15 protein-coding genes are annotated in these 14210 nt (G+C 61.7%); 7 read left to right on the plus strand and 8 right to left on the minus strand.

The window, feature by feature from the left end; translation table 11 throughout:
• Positions 1 to 15: 15 nt before the first annotated feature.
• Positions 16 to 1032: a LacI family DNA-binding transcriptional regulator gene (locus QMG25_RS04445; protein ID WP_283457608.1), complete on the minus strand. Its 1017-nt coding sequence runs from the start codon at positions 1030 to 1032 to the stop codon at positions 16 to 18.
• Positions 1033 to 1210: 178 nt separating this feature from the next.
• Between QMG25_RS04445 and QMG25_RS04450 the strand changes: the two genes are divergently transcribed.
• From QMG25_RS04450 to QMG25_RS04475, 6 genes are all read left to right on the plus strand, one after another.
• Entirely contained in the window at positions 1211 to 2221 is a 1011-nt protein-coding gene (locus QMG25_RS04450; RefSeq protein WP_283457610.1) for a TRAP transporter substrate-binding protein, read from the plus strand.
• Positions 2218 to 2724: a TRAP transporter small permease gene (locus tag QMG25_RS04455; RefSeq protein WP_283457612.1), complete on the plus strand. Its 507-nt coding sequence runs from the start codon at positions 2218 to 2220 to the stop codon at positions 2722 to 2724. The genes QMG25_RS04450 and QMG25_RS04455 overlap by 4 nt, the downstream gene beginning before the upstream one ends.
• A 2-nt stretch (positions 2725 to 2726) precedes the next feature.
• Complete coding sequence (locus QMG25_RS04460) at positions 2727 to 4037, plus strand: TRAP transporter large permease (protein ID WP_283457614.1); 1311 nt, start codon at positions 2727 to 2729, stop codon at positions 4035 to 4037.
• A gap of 139 nt (positions 4038 to 4176) precedes the next feature.
• The gene (locus QMG25_RS04465; protein WP_283457616.1) at positions 4177 to 4398 is read left to right on the plus strand and encodes a hypothetical protein; all 222 of its coding nucleotides are present in this window, start codon (positions 4177 to 4179) and stop codon (positions 4396 to 4398) included.
• Between the two features lie 152 nt (positions 4399 to 4550).
• Positions 4551 to 4739, plus strand: coding sequence for a hypothetical protein (locus tag QMG25_RS04470; RefSeq protein ID WP_349307110.1), 189 nt, complete (start codon positions 4551 to 4553; stop codon positions 4737 to 4739).
• On the plus strand, positions 4679 to 5098 hold the full coding sequence (locus tag QMG25_RS04475) for a hypothetical protein (protein WP_283457933.1): 420 nt from the start codon (positions 4679 to 4681) through the stop codon (positions 5096 to 5098). The genes QMG25_RS04470 and QMG25_RS04475 overlap by 61 nt, the downstream gene beginning before the upstream one ends.
• Positions 5099 to 5220: 122 nt before the next feature.
• Here the strand turns inward: QMG25_RS04475 and QMG25_RS04480 are convergent, their stop codons facing one another.
• The 6 genes from QMG25_RS04480 to QMG25_RS04505 form a co-directional block, all read right to left on the minus strand.
• Positions 5221 to 5934, minus strand: coding sequence for an ABC transporter ATP-binding protein (locus tag QMG25_RS04480; protein WP_283457618.1), 714 nt, complete (start codon positions 5932 to 5934; stop codon positions 5221 to 5223).
• Positions 5921 to 6811 carry an ABC transporter ATP-binding protein gene (locus QMG25_RS04485; RefSeq protein ID WP_283457621.1) on the minus strand — a complete coding sequence of 297 codons (891 nt, stop codon included), beginning with the start codon at positions 6809 to 6811 and terminating at the stop codon, positions 5921 to 5923. Before QMG25_RS04485 ends, QMG25_RS04480 begins: the two co-directional genes overlap by 14 nt.
• Positions 6808 to 8082: a branched-chain amino acid ABC transporter permease gene (locus QMG25_RS04490; protein WP_283457623.1), complete on the minus strand. Its 1275-nt coding sequence runs from the start codon at positions 8080 to 8082 to the stop codon at positions 6808 to 6810. Before QMG25_RS04490 ends, QMG25_RS04485 begins: the two co-directional genes overlap by 4 nt.
• A complete protein-coding gene (locus tag QMG25_RS04495; protein WP_283457625.1) occupies positions 8079 to 9086 on the minus strand; it encodes a branched-chain amino acid ABC transporter permease in 1008 nt (335 codons plus the stop codon). The genes QMG25_RS04490 and QMG25_RS04495 overlap by 4 nt, the downstream gene beginning before the upstream one ends.
• A gap of 139 nt (positions 9087 to 9225) precedes the next feature.
• Entirely contained in the window at positions 9226 to 10461 is a 1236-nt protein-coding gene (locus QMG25_RS04500; RefSeq protein WP_283457627.1) for a branched-chain amino acid ABC transporter substrate-binding protein, read from the minus strand.
• A 254-nt stretch (positions 10462 to 10715) separates the two neighbouring features.
• Positions 10716 to 12935 (minus strand): NADP-dependent isocitrate dehydrogenase, encoded by a 2220-nt coding sequence (locus QMG25_RS04505; RefSeq protein WP_283457630.1) that lies wholly within the window; start codon positions 12933 to 12935, stop codon positions 10716 to 10718.
• Positions 12936 to 13115: 180 nt separating this feature from the next.
• On the opposite strand from QMG25_RS04505, the gene QMG25_RS04510 reads away from it, so the two are divergent.
• Positions 13116 to 13619 (plus strand): ferritin, encoded by a 504-nt coding sequence (locus QMG25_RS04510; RefSeq protein WP_283457633.1) that lies wholly within the window; start codon positions 13116 to 13118, stop codon positions 13617 to 13619.
• A gap of 108 nt (positions 13620 to 13727) precedes the next feature.
• Here the strand turns inward: QMG25_RS04510 and QMG25_RS04515 are convergent, their stop codons facing one another.
• Entirely contained in the window at positions 13728 to 13901 is a 174-nt protein-coding gene (locus tag QMG25_RS04515) for a hypothetical protein (RefSeq protein WP_283457634.1), read from the minus strand.
• Positions 13902 to 14210 lie beyond the last annotated feature (309 nt).

A 14210-nucleotide genomic window follows, 5' to 3' on the forward strand; every position in this document is an offset into this window, starting at 1 on the left:
TTGCCACGTGTTGCCTCATGGCCGGGGGCGGCCGGTCGAGGCCCGCACCACCAGCCGGGTCGGCAGTACCACAGGTCGCTCCGGGACCTGGACGACGCCTCGTGAAAGGACCAGCAAGTTGCGGACTGCCGCGGCGCCAAGCGCGTGCAGGGGGGCGGCCACGCTGGTGAGTGCCGGGTGGACCAGCTCCGCGACCATCGAATTATCGAACCCGGTCACGCTCACGTCTCCGGGAATGTCATAGCCAATGGACTGCGCGCGCCGCATGAAGCCGGCGGCCAGCTGGTCGTTGTACCCCACCACGGCAGTGACCCCAGTGGCCAGGACCTGCTCGGCCACGGCAGCGCCACCCTCGCGGGTGGGCGCTGGGCATTCCACCAGGGTGACCCGCATCCCCAATTCGTGCGCCCCCTCCTTGAGGCTGCGCCATCGCATCCCGTTGGCCCAGGAGGCCTCGGGGCCGGCTAGGTACGCCAAGTCGCGGTGTCCCAGTTCCCCCAAATGCTCAATCGCCCGGCGCATCCCCCGGGCGTTGTCGGTAACCACGCTGGCCACCCCACTGACCCCGCGGTTCATCACCAGGGTCGGCTTCTGCTTGGCCATGGCGCGGATGGCCGCATCCGACATCCGCGAGCTGCTCAGCACGATGCCGTCCACGATCCCAAGGACCCGTTCGATGGCTTCACGCTCGATGACGGCGGACTCCCGAGTGTGGGCCAACAGCATCGTGTACCCGTTCTTGGCGGCCTCTTCCTCCGCCCCGCGGATCATGTCGAAGAACACCGGATTGGAAATATCGGCGATGATCAGGGCTATGGTGCCATGACGCTGCCGCCCTTGGGCCATGGGGCGGCGCATGTCCACGGAGCGGTACCCCAGTTCCGCAGCCACGGTCCGAATCTTCTCGGCCGTGCCGAAACTGACCCTGCCGGGCCGTGCGAAGGCCCTCGAAACCGTCGATGCCGCGACGCCGGCCGCGCGGGCGACGTCATAGATCGTCGCTGGTTTCGGGGACTCGGGTGTCATGGGCATGTCCCCATCTTGCGCCATCGCCGGGCGCGCGCAAAAACTGGCGGCAACCCGTGGCAACTTGTTGCCATTGCCCGCGAAAAACGGAGACCATGCTTTAGTACCGTCAACGGGGCCGGTTACCGCGTATCGAATGCGGCGCGGACACCCCAAGTCCGCCGGCCAGAAAGTAGTGAACCGAATGAAAGTGAGCTTCCTGCGCCTGTGCGCCATCGGGCTTGCACTGATTCTGGCCTTGAGCGCCTGCAGTTCAGGTTTGTCTGGAACAGCTGTTACCGGCAAGACGCTGGTTCTGTCACTGAACCAGTCCGAATCCCACCCCTCCTACGTCGCACTGGCCGATTTCGGGCAACGGCTCAAGGCCGCCACCGACGGCCGCTGGGATGTGAAGGTCTACCCGAACGAAACACTGGGCGCCCAACAGGAGGTCCTGCAGCTGGTCAGCGACGGCTCCGTGGACATGGCGGTGGCCTCCGGGACGCAGTTGGAGAACCTCAACCCGCACTTCGGTGTCCTGAATCTGCCGACCACCTTCAAGAGCATCGACCACCAGATGTCGGTGATTTCCGATCCCTCGATCGTCGGCGGCCTGTTCACCTCGCTGGAGGACTCGAAAAACCTCACGGTACTCGGCGGGCTGACCCAGGGTGACCGGAACCTCTACACTCTCACCGGGCCTATCCGGGAACCGGCAGACCTGCATGGGATGAAGATCCGCGTACAGGAATCGGATATCCACATCAAGATGGTCAACGCGATGGGCGGCTCCGCCACCCCGATGTCCTACGGCGAGGTTTACACCGCGCTGCAGTCGGGCGTCCTCGACGGCGCAGAGAACAACATCGTCTCCTACGTCACCCAGCACCACAACGAGGTCGCCAAGTACGTGGCTCGCACCCGCCACCTCATCGGTCTCGACTACATGCTCATCAACTCCGATATCTATGCCGGCATGTCCGATACGGACCGCAGGATCTTCGATGCCCAATGGCAGCAGACCATGAAGGAGCACACCGCCATGTGGAAGCAGGAGACCACGAAGGCGATCCAGCAGGCTACTGATTCAGGTGCCACCTTCAACGACGTCGACCTTGCCGCCTTCGACCAGGCCCTCGCCCCCGTGGTGAAGGGCGCACTGAAGGACCCGGCCGACCACGAGTTGTTCGATGCCATCCAGGAGGCCAACAAATGATCGCGATCAAGAACAGCCTTGATGCCCTCTTGCGCTGGCTGTGCATCATACTCTTCATGGCGCTCGTGCTGGTGGTCGTCTGGCAAGTCTTCAGCCGCCAGGTGATCAGCTCCCCCGCCACCTGGACAACGTCGGTGGCCCAGTACCTGTTCGTCTGGCTGGCCCTGTTTGGCTCCGCTTGGGTCTTCTCCGAAAAAGAGCACATCGCCGTCGACTTCCTCACCCGGCTGGTGCGCATCGACAGAACCCGAGGAATGGAGGTTGCCGTCAACGTAGTCATTCTGGCCTTCGCCGCCCTAATCCTGGTCTGGGGCGGGACCCGCGGGGTGGACATTACTTGGAGCCAGAAGGTCTCCGGGCTTCCGGTGAGCGTCGGCATGATGTACCTGGCCCTGCCGATCTCCGGGATCATCATGATGCTGTACTCGCTGTTCCACATCTGGGAGGCGGCACACGGGCGCGGCCTTCCGAAGACCGACCAAGAAATTCAGGAGGCGATCTGACCATGGAAGCAGCTCTCGTTGCAGGAATCGTCCTGGTGGTCGGCATTGCCGTCCTCCTGCTGGCACGGGTCCCGATCGCCGTCGCCGTCGGCCTCTCCGCCTTCCTGGCTATCGCCGCGGTCATCGGCCCGGAGAAAGCCTCATTCGTTGCGGCCCAGCGCTTGTTCACCGGGGTGAACTCCTTCGCCCTACTGGCCATTCCGTTCTTCATCCTCGCCGGCGTGCTGATGAACAACGGGGGAATTGCCGGGCGGCTCATCGACGCGGCCAAGGTCCTTGTGGGTCGCATGCCCGGCTCCCTGGCCCAGACCAACGTCGTCGCCAACGCGCTCTTCGGATCGGTCTCCGGTGCCGCTGTGGCCTCGGCGGCAGCCGTTGGGGGCGTCATCGGACCGCGCCAAGCCAAGGAGGGCTACGACCGGAACTTCTCCGCAGCCGTCAATGTGGCCTCGGCTCCGGCGGGCATGCTGATTCCGCCGAGCAACACGCTCATTGTGTACTCGCTGGTCTCGAGCACTTCCATCGCTACGCTCTTCGTCGCCGGATACATCCCGGGGATACTGTGGGCCGCAGCCTGCATGCTGGTGGTCTGGCTCCATGTCCGTCGCCGTCCCGGCACCGGGGACCGGGAACGCATTTCGCTGCCGACCGCGCTGACCACGCTATGGCGGGCCGTCCCGTCGATCCTGATGATTGTCGTGGTCATCGGCGGTATCCTGGCCGGCTTTTTCACCCCGACAGAATCCGCGGCCATCGCCGTCGTCTATTGCCTTTTCCTCGGTTTTGCCTACCGCACCATCCGGGTGCAGGACCTGCCGCGCATCGTCCTGGATGCAACCCGCACCTCGTCCATCGTGATGCTGCTGGTCGGCGTCTCGACCATCATGGCTTGGGCCATGGCGTTCTCCGGCCTGCCTGCCGCCATCTCGGAAGCCATGCTCGGGTTGACCGACAGCCCGACCATGATCTTCATCATGATCATGGTGATCTTGCTGCTCGTGGGCACGTTCATGGATCCGACTCCGGCCATCTTGATCTTCGTCCCCATTTTCCTGCCCATCGTCACAGAATTAGGGGTCGACCCGATCCACTTCGGGATCATGATCACGTTCAACCTGTGTCTGGGCACGATCACACCCCCGGTGGGCAACGTCTTGTTCGTCGGTGCGAAGATCGCCAATCTCCGCGTGGAACCGGTGATCAAATCCCTGATTCCGTTCTTCGTGGCGCTGGTGGTCATGCTCTTCGTGGTGGCCTTCGTTCCCGAGCTTTCGCTGTGGTTGCCAAGGCTGCTGGGGCTTTCCGGCTCCTAGCAGGCGGGCGAAGCATGAAGATCCCCACGGCCGCATCCCGGCTGTGGGGTTTTTCATGTCCAGTCCAACCGGGGTTCGTCTTCGACCGGATGTCGACGCCGTTTCGCCCCGGCCCGGGGATGGCCACTAGTTTCTACACGTGTCCCTGTCGTTGTCCATTGCTGCCCCTACCGTAGCCTCACCGTTGTGGAACTGGTTGATCTGGCTGGACCGGACGTTGAAGATCGCGATCAGCATCGCCATCGGCGTGGTGTTGAACTACCTCATCCGGCGGCTCATCTGCAGGACCACCGATCACATTGCCGCCAGCGATGCGGCCGTCCTGACCAAGGAGCGTCCGAAGACCGAAAAGGACGGATAACGCTGGCTGGTGCAGGAATCGCCCATCGCTGTGGCCCGGCGGGCCCACCGGGCCCAGACCGTCGGCTCGGTCCTGCACTGGGCTTCGGCGCTCGGGCGTTGGTGAAAGACTACCTCTCGGGGATCTTCCTCGTCGCCGAGAACCAGTTCGGCATGGGCAACCACGTGGACCGTGGGGAGGTGCGGGGCGTGGGGTTGCGCATCACGCAGGTCCGTGACGTCGTCGGCAGATTGTGCCATGTGCGCAACGGCGAGATACTGCGCGTGGGCAGCTTCTCCCAGTGCTGGTCCGGGCCGTGCTGGACATCCTGGTTCCCTACGATTCAAAGATTCCCCAGGTGAACAACCTGATCCTCGCCTCCGCGCAGAAGCCGCAGCAGGACCCGCAGTGGTCCCCCGAGATCCTGGGCGATCCCGAGATCTGGGGCGTGCAGGACCAGACCGGGGAGTCCATCACCATCCTGCTCGTCTTCCGCACCCGGCCGCTGCAGCAGTGGGCGGTCGTCCGCACGATGCGCGCCCGGCTCAAGGCTGACCTCGACGCCGCCGGCGTGCGGATCCCGCTGGTCCGCAGACCACCATCCGGGCCGCGAACCCCGGGGGCTTCACGACCGCCCATGCCGGCTCCGAGCCAGCCCCGTCCACCCCGCCCGGCGAGGCGGAGACCACCAGAAGCTAGCGGGAGATTCCGAGTGGTCTAGGTTTCGGGGCCAAACCCGAAACGCTCCTGCAGTCGTTGCAGGAGCGTTGCCGATTTCAGTGCAAAAGGTGCGGGAGCGTTGGTCGGGTGGGCGGCTTCCACACACTCGACGACGGGCCCAGATCAGCCGACGCCGAGGTAGGCTTCCTTGATCGCCGGGTTGGCCAGCAGTTCCTTTCCTGTTCCGCTGTGCGTGATTTCCCCTGTTTCCAGGACAAATCCGCGGTTTGCCCTGGCAAGGGCCTGGTTGGCATTCTGTTCCACCAGCAGCACGGTGGTCCCTTGGCCGTTGATCTCGGTGATGATCTTAAAGATCTGCCGGATGAACTGCGGGGCCAGACCCATGGAGGGCTCGTCCAGCAGCAGCAGCTTGGGTCGGGACATCAAGGCGCGGCCAATGGCGAGCATCTGCTGCTCGCCACCGCTCATGGTGCCGCCAAACTGCTTTTCACGTTCCTTCAGCCGCGGGAACAGCGTGAAAACCCTTTCAAGGTCCTCCCCCACTCCACTTCTGTCCTTGCGACCATAAGTGCCCATGTCGAGGTTTTCCAGTACCGTCATGGCCGGGAAAATGCCACGCCCTTCCGGTGCCTGGGAGATGCCTTGGACCACCCTGATGTGCGCCTTCATCTTGGTGATGTCCTCGCCCATGAACTTGATGGTTCCGGTGGATGGATTCAGCAGGCCGGAGATGGTTTTCATGGTGGTGGTCTTGCCCGCCCCATTGGCGCCGATCAAGGAGACAATTTCGCCCTCTTCCACGGTGAAGGACATGTTGTGGATTGCCTGGATCCGCCCGTAGTGGACCGAGACATCTTCAAGCTCAAGCAAACTCATCGTCAGGCTCCCCTAGGTAGGCGGAAATTACGCGCGGGTCCTCACGGATGTCGTGCGGCCTGCCGTCGGCGATCTTCTTGCCAAATTCCAGCACCACAATTCTGTCCGTGACGCCCATGACAAGTTTCATGTCGTGTTCAATCAAGAGCACCGTGTAGCCGTCGTCCCGGATGGTCCGGATCAACGCCATGAGCTCTTCTTTTTCTGCAGGGTTGAAGCCGGCAGCCGGTTCATCCAGGCACAAGAGCTTGGGATCGGTGGCCAGCGCCCTGGCGATTTCCAACCGCCGTTGGCTGCCATAGGGCAGGTGCCGGGAAAGTGTGGCGGCCTGGTGCCCAATGCCAACAAAGTTCAGCAGGGCCATGCCACGGGCAATGGCGCTCTTTTCCTCCCGTATGTGCCGGGCGGAACGAACCAGCGCACCCACCACACTTGTCTTGTGCCGGGCGTCCAAACCCACCACTACATTTTCCAGCGCCGTCATCTCCGCAAAGAGGCGAATGTTCTGGAACGTTCGGGCAAGTCCCGAGCGCGTGATTTTGTGCTGCTTCATGCCGTTGAGCAGTTTGCCTTCAAGCAACACTTCCCCGCTGGTCGGCTTGTAGACACCGGTCATGGCATTGAAGCAGGTTGTTTTCCCGGCCCCGTTGGGACCGATCAACCCCAGGATCTCACCGCGCTTGATGGTGAAACTGACGTTATCCATCGCCACAAGACCACCAAATTTCATGGTCAGGTTCTTTACCTCCACGAGATCCTCACCGACCCCAACGGCAAAGTCCCGCTCAGGGGCAATGGCATCGCCCGCCTCCGCACCTAATCCACCGAGCACCACCGTGCCCGCCTGGCTCTGCGGTCCAGCTGCTTCTCCACTCATGATGTTGCCCCCTCGGCATTGGGTTCCGGCGCTGCAGGAGGCAGGCCCGATCCTGCAGTGCCGCCAGGCGCGCCCGGGTCGCCGTTTTTCCTCACTCGGGCGGAGTTTTCCTTCCTGACCGCAGCATACGCCTTGGTGCCATATGCCAACAGCCTCTGCTTGGCGGGCAACAGGCCCTGCGAACGGTAAATCATAATAAAGACCAGGGCCAAGCCGAAGATCAGGAATTTGTATTCTGCAATGGCGGTGAACCGCAGCGGGATGTAGGCGACAAGCGCCCCGCCGAGGATGGCCCCCACCTTGTTGCCCGAGCCGCCCAAGACCACTGCCGCAACAAACAAAATGGACGTCACGACGTCGAACTTCTGGTTGTTCACGAATCCGACCTGACCGCCCATGAGCGCCCCGGCCAAGCCGCCAACACCGGCCCCAAGGGCAAACGCCCAGACCTTGTACTTGAAGGTGGGCACGCCCATTGTCTCTGCAGCGTCCTCATCTTCGCGGATGGCGATCCAGGCGCGGCCCACGCGGCTGCGCTCCATGTTGCCCACGAGGAAGAGAATGATGATGAGGATCACCAGGGTCAACCAATACCAGGGGGTTCCATTGGAGTTGGCGAAAATGGGGATTCCGTCGGCACCGACTCCCGGGGGGTGGCCCACGTTCTGAAAGCCTGGTTGGCCTTTCATGGCCGGAATGATGGTGGCCAGGATTCGGACGATTTCACCGAAACCAAGCGTGACGATGGCCAGGTAATCCCCTCGCAGGCGAAGGGTGGGCAGGCCGAGCAGGACGCCGACGAACATGGAGACCGCGATGGCGACGGGAAGGGTCCAAAGGTACGGGATTTTGATGAATGCGGAGTCCGGGCTGGTCAGCATCGCCGCCGTGTAGGAACCCACGGCGAAGAAAGCGATGTAGCCCAGGTCAAGCAGCCCGGCATAGCCGATGACAATGTTGAGCCCCACGGCAACCAGCGCATAGATGGCCATGAGCTGGCAGGCCAGGGGCCAGTCGTTGCCCGGTTCCGTGGTGATGAACGGTGGGTTGACGACTGGAAGCAGGAACGCCACGATGACAATGGGGATCAGGACCAGCCATTGCTTTTGGCGCGGCATCTCCCGCCAACGATCACTCCAGGCACCAAATTTTCGGTTGGGACGCGGGGCGGCTGCGCTGGATCCCTGCGTCAGACCAGAGGATTCCATGTCAGTGCTGGCTTGATCGGACTTGGCCGTATTAAGTGGCTTGGGACCGTCGAACATGCTCATGCCTTGCTCCTTCCCAATGACGAGCCCAGGATGCCTTCTGGGCGGAACAACAGCACCAGCACCAGCACCAGGAACGCCACAACATCCGTCCATTGGGAGTTGCCCAACAGGATCTGCCCGTAGTTGCCAATCAAGCCCAGCAGGAGCCCGCCGAGCAGGGCGCCACGGACGTTGCCGATGCCTCCAAGCACGGCTGCGGCAAAGGCCTTGATGCCCAGGATGAAGCCTCCGTTGTAGACCACGCCCGAGGGGATCTTCATGACGTAGAACAGTGCGGCGGCGCCGGCCAGGACACCGCCGATGACGAAGGTAGTGATAATGATTTTTTCCTTGTTCACGCCCATCAGCGTGGCCGTGTCGGGATCCTGTGCCACGGCGCGGATGCCGCGCCCTGTCCGCGACTTGCTGATGAAGCGCTCGGTGATCACCATCATGATGACGGCGGCCGTCACGATCAAGATCTGATCCGAGTAGATGATGGTGCCGAAGACGTTGAAAATGGGTTTGGTCTGGAACATGGTCAACGCCTGCTCGGGCACCGGGCCCCGCCAGACGAAGATGAGGTATTGGATGGTAAACGATGCACCGATGGCCGTGATGAGGAAGACCAAGCGCGGTGCATTGCGTTTCCGCAGCGGTCGGTAGGCGAGCCGTTCCAGCAGGAACGCCGTGAGTGCCGATGCGACGATGGCCGCTATCAGCGCCAGCAGGAGGTTGAGGACGATTTGCCCGACGCCCAAGTTTGGCGCGGAGGGGCCAAAGCCCAAAAAGCTCAGCGTGAAGAACACGGCGTAGCAGCCCATGATGAACACTTCGGAGTGGGCAAAGTTGATGAGGTTCAGGACACCGTAAACGAGGGTGTAGCCCAGTGCCACGAGGGCGTAAATGGAGCCAAATGTCAGGCCGTCAAAGGTGGCTGACCAAAAGTTCTGCCCCAGGGCAACAAAGTCGAGGGTAATCCAGTCGTTGGCTGCGGGCACGGCTGTGAGGATGGTTGGAATCATAGGATTGTCCGTTTCTTACGGGGTGCCGGGACAGATTGTGACCGCGGCCCCTGGATCCTGCGAAGTGGGCGGGGAGGTGCGTGCATGGCAATGCTGCGGGACGGGTTCCCCCACCCCACAGCATTGCCGATATGCGGGATTACTCCCCGATGGGACCGATGGGAACGATCTTGCCGTTCTCAACCTTGTAGCCGTAGACAGTCGGGGCCTGCAGCTCGCCCTTGTCATTCCACTTGTAGTGCTTGCTCAATCCGTCGGCGTCGTAGTTATTCACCCAGTCGAGCAGCTTCGCCCGGTCCTGGTTGCCCGCGTCGATGCCGGCCAACAGGACAGTAGTGGCGTCGTAGCCCTCAATGGAGTACGTGCCCGGATCCATGTTTGTCAATGACTTGTAAGCCTTGGCAAAGTCCGGAATCAATTCACCGGGGATGCAGGGGCAGGTGAAGTACGCGTTCTTTGATGCGTCGCCTGCCTGCTTGATGAACTGGTCATCTTTGAGCCCGTCCGGTCCAACGAACGTACCGGTGTAGCCCTTGGCGACCAGCTGCTGGTCAAACGGTGCCCCTTCAGCGTAATAGCCGGAGTAGAACACCGCGTCGGCGCCGGAGTTCATGATCTTGGAGATCGTGGCCGAGAAGTCCTTCTGGCCTTGGGTGACCTTGTCGGTGCCGATCAGCGCATCTCCGAGGGCGTCGGAGGTGGTCTTGCCCAGACCGATTCCGTATTCGGAGTCGTCCTGAACAATGTAGACCTTCTTGGCACCCAGCTTGTCTGTCATGAATTTGGCTGCTGCGGGCCCCTGGACCGCGTCGTTGCCCAGGCCGCGGAAGAACGTTGTCCAGCCGTTCTCGGTCAATCCGGGGTTGGTGGCTGCAGGGGTGATGTGCACCATCTTGACCTGTTCGAAGATGTTGCCGGTTGCCTTGGACTCACCCGAGAACGGGAGCCCAACAACGCCAATGATGTTTGCTTCCTTGGTTGCCTGGGTGACAGGGCCTGTTGCCTTGTTCGGATCCCCTTCGGTGTCAAATTTCTTGAACGCCACTTGGCAGTCCGGATTCGCCTCGTTGTGTTCATTGATGGCTAGTTGGATGCCTTGGAAGATGTTGATGCCCAACTGGGCATTTGCACCGGTTTGCGCACCAATATAGGCCAAGGTTGTAGTTGAGGGACATTTGGCTTTTCCATCTCCGGCGGGCAAAACAGCGTCCTTGGGCGTGTCAACGGATGTCAGTGCCGGAATGTCAACGGCACTTTGATTGCCACCGTCGGAGGACCCTCCCCCTTCCGGGGCCGCCTGATTTGCGCACCCTCCCAGCAACATTCCAAAAGTGGCGGCCGCAGCCAGTGTGGTCATAACTCTCTTGCGGTTCATGAATCAGCCTTTCGCCATAAGCATCAATACCCGCGGAACGCCATCGTTCCACGTGATAATTGGCTTCACGTGATCTGACCCTACCCTTGAGTATGTGACGTGGAACACGTTTTATCGTAAAGATCTGATAACGGATGCTTTCCTGCCAGTTCGCAAGCTCGGCAGGGCGTGGGACAAGAAAAGAACCCGCCCTGTGAAGGACGAGTTCTTTTCTTCCCGGGCCGGATGGCCCGGCCGTGCTCGAGCCGTGGTGGTTACACCAGGCTGGCGATGGCTTTGTTCAACAGGGCCGAAGGTCGCATGATGGCGGCAACCTTCTCGGCATCCGGGTGGTAGTAGCCGCCCAGATCAACCGGGTTGCCCTGCACGCCGCCGAGTTCGGCAATGATGGCGTCTTCATTGCGGCCCAGATCTGCAGCCACTGCAGCGAAAGCGCCGGCCAGCTCGGCGTCGATGTCCTGGGCCGCCAGTTCCCGTGCCCAGAACTTGGCCAGGTGGAAGTGGCTGCCACGGTTGTCAATCTCGCCGACCTTGCGCTTCGGGGACTTGTTTTCCAGCAGGAACGTGCCTGTCGCGCGGTCGAGGGTGTCGGCCAGGATCTGTGCCCGGGCGTTGCCTTCGGTGACGGCCAGGTGTTCGAAGCTGACGGCCAGGGCCAGAAACTCGCCCAGCGAATCCCAGCGCAAGTGGTTTTCCTTGATCAGCTGCTGGACATGCTTTGGAGCTGAGCCGCCGGCACCTGTTTCAAAGAGGCCACCGCCCGCGATCAGCGGTACCACTGAGAGCATCTTGGCACTGGTTCCCAGTTCCAAGATCGGGAACAGGTCGGTGAGGTAGTCGCGCAGCACGTTGCCGGTGACGGAGATGGTGTCCTCGCCCCGGCGGATGCGCTCCAAGGTGAAGGTCGTGGCCTGTTCCGGGGACATGATCCGAATGTCAAGACCCTCGGTGTCGTGGTCCAACAGGTACTCGTTGACCTTGACGATGAGGTTGGCGTCGTGGGCGCGTGTCTCATCCAGCCAGAACACGGCTGGAGTTGCGGAGGCGCGGGCACGGGTGACGGCCAGCTTGACCCAGTCGCGGACGGGGATGTCCTTGACCTGGCAGGCGCGCCAGATGTCGCCGTCGGCCACGGTGTGCTCAATGAGCACCGAGCCCGCCGCGTTGACGATCTGCACGCTTCCGGCTTCGTTGATTTCGAAGGTCTTGTCGTGGCTGCCGTACTCTTCTGCGGCCTGGGCCATGAGTCCCACGTTGGGCACTGTGCCCATGGTGGTGGGGTCAAAGGCGCCGTGTGCGCGGCAGTCGTCAATGGTCGCTTGGTACACACCGGCATAGCTGCTGTCAGGCAGTACCGCGAGAGTGTCGTGTTCCTGGCCGTCCGCACCCCACATGTGGCCGGAGGTGCGGATCATGGCGGGCATGGAAGCGTCCACGATCACGTCGGAGGGCACGTGCAGGTTGGTGATTCCGTTGTCGGAATCAACCATCGCCAGGGCCGGTCCGTCTTCATAGCCTTGCTTGATGGCAGCTTCGACGCCCTCCCGGACGTCCTGCGGCAAGTCGCCGAGGCCGTTGAGGATGGAGGCCAGGCCGTGGCTCGGGCTCAGACCGGCAGCCGCCAACGCTTCACCGTAGTTGGCGAACAGCTCCGGGAAGTAGGCCTGGACCACGTGGCCGAAGATGATGGGGTCTGAAACCTTCATCATGGTGGCCTTCAGGTGGGCAGAGAGCAGAATGCCCTCTTCCTTGGCGCGCGCAACCTGGGCTGCGAGAAACTCATCCAGTGCTGCGGCGCGCATGACGGTTCCGTCGACGATCTCGTTGGCCAGCACCGGGAAGGAGTCCTTCCAAACGGTGGTGGTGCCATCGGCGGCGACAAACTGGATCTTGATCTTGTCATCGGCCTCGATGACAACCGACTTCTCATTGTGGCGGAAGTCGCCGTCGGCCATGGTGGCAACGTTGGTCTTGGAATCGGCAGACCAGGCACCCATGCTGTGCGGGTTGGCCTTGGCGTAGTTCTTGACCGACAGGGGTGCGCGGCGGTCGGAGTTGCCTTCACGCAGGACCGGGTTGACGGCGCTGCCCTTGATCTTGTCGTAGCGGGCGCGCACGTCCTTTTCCTCGTCCGTGGAGGGGTCGTCCGGGTAGCCCGGCAGGGCGAAACCCTGGCCCTGAAGTTCGGCGATAGCCGCCTTCAGCTGCGGGATGGACGCGCTGATGTTCGGCAGCTTGATGATGTTGGCGTCCGGGCTCTTGGCCAGGGCACCCAATTCAGCCAGGGCGTCGACGACGCGCTGTTCTTCGGTGAGGTAGTCGCCAAACACGGCGATGATGCGTCCGGACAAGGAGATGTCACGGGTTTCCACGTCCACGCCGGCCGTGGAGGCAAAGGCCTCGACAATCGGCAGGAATGAGTACGTTGCCAGCCTGGGCGCTTCGTCTGTCAGGGTGTAGATGATTTTGGCCATGGGTGAGCTGTCTCCTACGAAAATTCAGTGGATTGCGACGAATCCGGTGAGATTTCTTTCCCTACCCAACTTACCCGAGGCAGGGCGTTTGCCAGCCATCGGCGGCAATGTGGGCACACCAGGCGGTGAAGTGGGCCACTTTTACTGGTCAGCGGATGCATCGGGCCATAGCGTTGAGACATGGATCTTAAAGGAAAACTCGCAGACGCAATCAACGACCAAGTCACGCTTGAAATTCAAGCCGCAGTGGTGTACCGCCAGCTGGCCATCGAAATGGACGTCCAAGACCTGCCCGGCATCTCCGGCTGGTTCCTTGCACAGTCCGGCGAGGAACTCGAGCACGCGCAAAAGTTCACCGACCACATGACAGACCGCGATGCCCAGCCCAAAATTGGCACCATCACGGCCCCGAATGTCACCATCGGCTCGGTGCTTGAGGCGTTCGAAGCGGCCTTGGCACACGAGCAAAAGGTTTCCGAGTCCATCCGCAACCTGTACCGTCTGGCCCAGCAGGAGGGCGACATCGACTCCATCCCGCTGCTGAACTGGTTCATCTCGGAGCAGTTGGAAGAAGAAGCCTCGGTCGGGGAAATCATTGGCCGCGTTCGTTTGATCGGCGGGGACGGCAATGGCCTGCTGCGCCTTGACGCCGAGCTGGGTTCACGCAAGGAAGCCGCCGAGTAGCCTTCCCTGCGGCGTGCCATGCTGGCGGGGGCGTATGAAATTCATGCGCCTCCGCCAGTTTGGCACGCCCTCGCCGGGCGCATGGCGGCGACGTCGTTGTGGACGCCCCTAGCGCGATCCATTGGGCGGGATCGCTTGGTCGTGCGGGCGTGGATGCGGCCATTCAACAGATGCATCGGGTTTTTTGCTGCTGAAACGGCCAATCAGCAGCAGCGTCACCAACACCACCACGATGAGCGCAAATACTCCCACAGCCACCATGACCCACACAGCACCCGACATGCCCACACTCCCCAGTTGTTCCTGTACTTTCTTGAATCACTCGAGCATGTCGTGGCCGGACCAAGCTTGGCTACGTGCCCGGCCCGGGACGCAGCGACCAATACACATATTAATACATAGTGGTTAAAATACGACGTCCGGGCGGCCCCGAAAAAACCGAAAATGTACACCCAACCGACGATTTTTTAAGGACACCGACAGTTTGGTGAGCGAGCGCGCCACTATTACAAAAAAACCACCACCCCCCCCCCGAACACACCCCCGGCGCTAAACCAGTCACAGATACCCGGAACCAATTACGGCCCCCAC

Source organism: Arthrobacter sp. H35-D1 (genome assembly GCF_030063185.1).
Lineage (GTDB): Bacteria > Actinomycetota > Actinomycetes > Actinomycetales > Micrococcaceae > Specibacter.

Coding starts and splice junctions, on each gene's coding strand:
- QMG25_RS04500 (WP_283457627.1), bottom strand. CDS start 10,461: ATGAACCGCAAGAGAGTTATGACCACACTGGCTGCGGCCGCCACTTTT.
- QMG25_RS04490 (WP_283457623.1), bottom strand. CDS start 8,082: ATGAGCATGTTCGACGGTCCCAAGCCACTTAATACGGCCAAGTCCGAT.
- QMG25_RS04505 (WP_283457630.1), bottom strand. CDS start 12,935: ATGGCCAAAATCATCTACACCCTGACAGACGAAGCGCCCAGGCTGGCA.
- QMG25_RS04495 (WP_283457625.1), bottom strand. CDS start 9,086: ATGATTCCAACCATCCTCACAGCCGTGCCCGCAGCCAACGACTGGATT.
- QMG25_RS04470 (WP_349307110.1), top strand. CDS start 4,551: ATGGGCAACCACGTGGACCGTGGGGAGGTGCGGGGCGTGGGGTTGCGC.
- QMG25_RS04485 (WP_283457621.1), bottom strand. CDS start 6,811: ATGAGTGGAGAAGCAGCTGGACCGCAGAGCCAGGCGGGCACGGTGGTG.
- QMG25_RS04450 (WP_283457610.1), top strand. CDS start 1,211: ATGAAAGTGAGCTTCCTGCGCCTGTGCGCCATCGGGCTTGCACTGATT.
- QMG25_RS04515 (WP_283457634.1), bottom strand. CDS start 13,901: ATGTCGGGTGCTGTGTGGGTCATGGTGGCTGTGGGAGTATTTGCGCTC.
- QMG25_RS04510 (WP_283457633.1), top strand. CDS start 13,116: ATGGATCTTAAAGGAAAACTCGCAGACGCAATCAACGACCAAGTCACG.
- QMG25_RS04460 (WP_283457614.1), top strand. CDS start 2,727: ATGGAAGCAGCTCTCGTTGCAGGAATCGTCCTGGTGGTCGGCATTGCC.
- QMG25_RS04455 (WP_283457612.1), top strand. CDS start 2,218: ATGATCGCGATCAAGAACAGCCTTGATGCCCTCTTGCGCTGGCTGTGC.
- QMG25_RS04445 (WP_283457608.1), bottom strand. CDS start 1,032: ATGCCCATGACACCCGAGTCCCCGAAACCAGCGACGATCTATGACGTC.
- QMG25_RS04480 (WP_283457618.1), bottom strand. CDS start 5,934: ATGAGTTTGCTTGAGCTTGAAGATGTCTCGGTCCACTACGGGCGGATC.